This is a genomic window from Microvirga tunisiensis (genome assembly GCF_009296175.1).
In the GTDB taxonomy this organism is placed as follows: Bacteria; Pseudomonadota; Alphaproteobacteria; order Rhizobiales; family Beijerinckiaceae; genus Microvirga; species Microvirga tunisiensis.
This window is the reverse complement of the sequence record NZ_VOSK01000400.1, coordinates 1-4,989: the sequence shown is the minus strand read 5'-3', so window position 1 is coordinate 4,989 and position 4,989 is coordinate 1. Positions and strand designations below refer to the sequence as shown.

General features: G+C 59.4%; 5 protein-coding genes. 3 read left to right on the top strand and 2 right to left on the bottom strand.

Annotated elements, in window-relative coordinates:
• Nucleotides 1-1,537 (top strand): glycosyltransferase WbsX family protein (locus tag FS320_RS37740; protein WP_192926391.1); only part of this gene is annotated, 1,537 nt, incomplete at its 5' end.
• Nucleotides 1,538-2,126: 589 nt separating this feature from the next.
• Here FS320_RS37740 and FS320_RS49985 read toward each other — a convergent pair.
• On the bottom strand, nucleotides 2,127-2,363 hold the full coding sequence (locus FS320_RS49985) for an HGGxSTG domain-containing protein (RefSeq protein WP_152717411.1): 237 nt from the start codon (nucleotides 2,361-2,363) through the stop codon (nucleotides 2,127-2,129).
• Between the two features lie 22 nt (nucleotides 2,364-2,385).
• Nucleotides 2,386-3,036 carry a hypothetical protein gene (locus FS320_RS37730; RefSeq protein ID WP_152717410.1) on the bottom strand — a complete coding sequence of 217 codons (651 nt, stop codon included), beginning with the start codon at nucleotides 3,034-3,036 and terminating at the stop codon, nucleotides 2,386-2,388.
• 874 nt (nucleotides 3,037-3,910) lie between these two features.
• Here FS320_RS37730 and FS320_RS37725 point away from each other — a divergent pair.
• Entirely contained in the window at nucleotides 3,911-4,177 is a 267-nt protein-coding gene (locus FS320_RS37725) for an antitoxin (protein WP_152717409.1), read from the top strand.
• The gene (gene vapC, locus FS320_RS37720) at nucleotides 4,177-4,590 is read left to right on the top strand and encodes a type II toxin-antitoxin system tRNA(fMet)-specific endonuclease VapC (protein ID WP_152717408.1); all 414 of its coding nucleotides are present in this window, start codon (nucleotides 4,177-4,179) and stop codon (nucleotides 4,588-4,590) included. Before FS320_RS37725 ends, vapC begins: the two co-directional genes overlap by 1 nt.
• Nucleotides 4,591-4,989 lie beyond the last annotated feature (399 nt).

Here is a 4,989-nt window from a genome sequence, read left to right as displayed (position 1 = left end):
TCATGGCGGGTGTGGCACAGTGCAATCGGTGGCAGGGGTTGGTCTCAGCAACCAAATCCTACGCTGCTTCAAGCGCTTAAGCTACATCCGCCAGCCCTCTCCAGCCCTCTCGTGCATAAGAACGGCTAGCTTCACCAACCATTATCAGCCGCGCCTCCCAGCAGACCTCGGCTATTACGATCTACGCCTTGACGAGATTCAAGCCAAACAGGTTGAACTCGCCAAGAAGTATGGCGTGTCGGCATTCTGCTACTACTACTACTGGTTCTCCGGCACCCAGCTGATGACAATGCCGATCGATCGGCATGTGAATCAGAATCTTGATCTTGATTTCTGCCTCTGCTGGGCGAACGAGAACTGGTCAAGGCGATGGGACGGCTCGGAAAACGATGTGCTGATGGCGCAGCAGCACACAGAAGACGACGATATCGCCTTTATTCACTCCGTGATCCCGTACTTCAAACATCCGCGGTACATCAAGATCAACGGCGCCCCCTTGCTGATGGTCTATCAGGTGTCCTTGCTGTCCAATGCGGAACGCGTGATCGCTCGCTGGAGAAGCATTGCCAAAGAGGCCGGCTTCCCGGACCTCCACGTCTGCATGGCCGAGACCTTCGGATTAGAGAACCCTCACCAGTTTGGGGGCGATAGCTCGTGCCAGTTTCCCCCCCATGGCGTCTTGGCGAAGGAGCGGACGCAGGAGGTTGAGGGACTGGTGCCTGGCTTCTCTGGCAAGGTATACGATTACAACGAGGTCGTGGCCAGTGAGATCAAACGCCCGGATCCTGGCTATTTGCGCTTCCGCACCGCGATGCCGTCCTGGGACAATACCAGTCGCAAGGGTGCGGCCGGGCACGTGTTTCATAATGCGTCGCCCGAAATGTTCGAGGCTTGGCTGAGCTACCTCGTTGCAAAGACCAAACGAGAATACCCATCCGAGCTGCGTTACGTGTTTGTCAACGCCTGGAACGAGTGGGCCGAGGGCGCATATCTGGAGCCGGATCGCCGCAATGGTCACAACTACCTAAAGGCCGTCCGCAATGCGTTGACGCTTCAGAACGCCGTTCTCGGCGAGACCATGGTGTCAATCGACTCGGACCAAGATAACGAGTTCCGAAAGAACGTGGCACGTGTCGTCTCGACCTTAGCCAACGCGAACCGGCAGTTGCTCAAAATGTTCTCGGAGGCTGGACTGCCACCACGATCCGTGTCGCCGTTCATTGCTCGCCCTGAGCACGCCATCCGCCGCGCCTATCCCCGGAAGGACGCCTATTCCCAGTTGGACTCGCTCAACGGCAGGATTGCCAATGCACCGGAGGCAACGATCCTGCGGCAGCAGAACCTCGCCGTGAGCGGCTGGCTTCATATTCCTGGTGTTGTTCCGAGCCCGCAGAAACCCCTGTTCCTGTGGCTGGTGCCCCTTGAGGGCCTCAAGACCGGCCCTGATTATATCGCTTCAGTCTATGACCGATTGCAGCGGCCTGATGTGGCGGAGGCTCTTAGGTCAGGCGGATCGAGAAAACGGCCCAGACACTAGGGAGGATGCGTTTCACCCCTGCCTAACCAATCCAAGCCTTCGCTCTCACCCCTACCCGGCTAGGATACCGCCTTGCCCGCCCCCGATCTTCACGTCCTGCCCCGCGACCTGGGCTCCCTTTTGCTGAGCGCCCCCTCATCCAAGTCGAAAGCGAAGACGAATCTAACGACCTCCTGTCGAAGGTGACGAGCGTCGTGGCCCTGGCGATATCATCGAGGCGGTCTGGGTGAAGGAAATTATCGACTGGATCTGGGAGCCGCAGCGCCTGCGGCGCCTGAAAGCCGGTCTCCTTTGACGATCCGGAAACAGGCACTCATGCATCTCCTCAAACATGCCGAAGGCCTGATCAATCGGGATTTAGGATGGGCGAACTCGACCTTGGTGAGCCAGTGGCTCACCCGTGACAAAGCGGCGGATAAGTTGGGCGATGAATGCCATCGCCGGCAATCGGTTCGGCCAGGCGGTGTAAGCGACACCACGATTGACGCCGCATCAACTGACCCCTGGCAATCAGGAGAACGACTGCACCTTCTATTGAGGAAGAAGGCCGAAAGCACCATTCTTTCTGGACGCGTTGTTTGCCATAGGCTCACCCGATCTCGTCAAGGATCTCGCGCGACCAATTCAACAGCGCATGCACCACGCGACGCTGTTCGATCATCTCCCGAGTGTGCAGTCCATTCTTCAAGGCATTTCGGTTGCCCCTAGGCGCTCCCGCTCCGGCCGCTCCACCATGCATTCGGCAACGCTGCTTGTCGTGCACCGCTGGCGCCTGACAAGGCGTGCCAGCCCGCGTTTTCGCCCCACAGCGTGGGCTGGCCCGCATCGGCCCTGTGTTGCGAGCATGATCACCCATGGCTGCCGACCTTTGTATTGACCGTCGCCTCCACTGGATAGCGTTTGAGCCGTTCGTCTGCGCCCACCGAACTCGTGGGTCGCCGCTCCAGATCAAGCTGGATCACGGGCTGGTGCGCGAGGGCTGGGGACGGCGATGCTCTGCGTGCCCGCTTGCGCTCCTGCGGCGGCGTAGCCTTGAGCGTGCCGACAACCGCCTGCGCTCCTGCCTCAACGTGAACATGTTCAACATTGACCGCTGGGGCACCCTTGCCACGGTGCCGGTCGAGCGCCTCCATCTGCCGAAGAAACACGGTCATCAACTTACTCGCCTGCCGCAAGCTGAGGTCTTGGCCTTCTGGGGTCCCGCGGGCCACAGCTTGCCGGAGGCATTCTAGAGCCGCATTGTGCACGGAGATCATCTGCACGGCGAGCATCCCCTCCGTTTCATCCTGCGGCTTCAGGGCAGCGAGAGCCGTGACACAGGCGGACGCGCGCGTCATCGTCTCGCCCTCTTGGAGAGAACTGGGTGGGTAGATCGCACTGACGGCCTGACGAATGAGTTCGTGCTGCAAGTCACCGTCCTCCGCGCCGGTGGCCGCCTTTAGGTCCATGCTTGTCAGCTTTTCAGTGAACTTCTCTTTGGAGCTCTTGGGCTCAGTCATGATGCATCTCCGCAACAAAGTACCAATGATTGCTACGTAACATGTGGGCTGGATGGAGCGGCAGCCTGGATGTCAGGGTTCGCCGGCAAAAACTGTGGATTCCTGCTGGGTCGCGTCGTGACCCGTTGAACCCCGCTCTGGTAGCAGTCTTCGGTGTTGTGCTTTCGGGTGCTGGGGTGTGAAAGTCAGGATTTGATTTATCGAACAGTATCGGGCCAAGTCGCCTTTTGTACGAGAAGCCGAGTTCGGAACCGCCGTTCTGGCATGGTTGCTCTCAGCTTGGCCACGATGGGCGATCAAGCCCCACAGCCGCTGCGCGGTGCGCCGCCGGCGCAGGGCTTGAGGGCCCGCCGGAGCCCCAAGCCGTTATTCAAGCTGCCAGAGTGCACCTCGCTCTGACACTGTCCATCAGGTCAAGTCCAAGGTCCTACACGGGCCGGTGTTGCCAGCGCTAGCGTGACGGCCCTGTCGTACCAACTCGGTTCATGAACACATCCGCAATACGGATTTGAGGCCGTCATGGACGCACGGCTATCAGAGTCGGGCGCTGACCAAGAACGGCTTCAGGGATTTGATCTCTCCCCAGACCCGCGCCTGCTCTCGTTCTGATCATCGGCGTCGCACTATGTATGGAGGCCGAACAACCGGCGAAGAAATAGGCGTTTCCTGGAAATTGTTTCGTGACCTTGATCACCACGAGCGTCGGGCCCTCTCCGGCCACAACCCGGCCATCCAGGCGCTTGAGAGGCTGGCGCTGGGCATCATGCCTCAATAGCCCCAGCATGCTCCCGCTGCAGTGCCAATCGCCAAGCCTCGTGGGCTCGCCGCAACCAGGTGGGTGACAGCCGGCCCGTATTGGAAACATCGGCTTGTAATGGTGCGGCACCTCCGTATATACTTCAACGTATATACGGAGGTGCCAGTGATTACGGCCAAGGTTTTTCGGTCTGGTAATAGCCAAGCGGTCAGGCTGCCCAAGCAGTTTCGCCTGAACAGCGATGAGGTCGAAATCTTCCGCCGTGGGGACGAGATCGTCCTGCGTGAGAAGCGTCAGGATCTGACCCGCGCGTTCGAGCTTTTCTGTGACCTGCCTGACATCGTCCGCGTGGATTCGCCTCCACAGGAGCGGGAGGGGCTTTGATGACCCAGCCGCGCTACCTGCTGGACACCAACATCTGCATCTACATTCGCAGGGAGCGCCCCAAAGGCGTCCTCAAGCGCTTCAAGACACTCGTCCCCGGCTCAACAGCGATCTCCGTCGTGACCTATGGTGAATTGATCTACGGTGTTCGCAGAAGCGACGATTCGGACCGAGCAACATTGGTCCTGCAGGAACTAACTGCGTTGATCCCGGTCTTGCCGATGGCCTCTGACGTGGCGAAAGCCTACGGAACGATCCGCGGCGATCTGGCTGCCCGCGGCCAGCTCATCGGCAATAACGACCTCTGGATTGCCGCCCATGCCAAGAGCCTGGAGTTGACCCTTGTCACCAACAACGAGAATGAGTTCCGGAGGGTCGATGGCCTGACGATCGAAAACTGGGCCAAGGAATAAGCTCAAGCCTGCGCATGCGATCCTGCCTCAGTCCTTCTCAGACCGTCTCGAATCTGGGCCTGACCCCGCTTTGAGGCCCGACACCCATCTCCGTTGCAGATCATGGTTTTCCTGGTTCCCCCTGCGACAGGAGCCCTCATGGCCCCGCTTCCTCGTCTCGCTATCTGGCTGTGGCAATTATCTCGACGGTGCCCCTTGCGCCGAGAGGTCATAACCTATGCCGTGGCAATCTCGGCCGCCTACACAATTGGCATCATCGAGTGGGCTGGCTACTAGATCCTCGACACAGTGATTTTGACCGGTTGGCCTGCCGTCTCTTGTGACGGCACTTCGAAGCGGTGCGGGATCTGCAAGTGGATTGATCCCCATTGGACGGGGCCTCGGTACCAGATGCGAAGT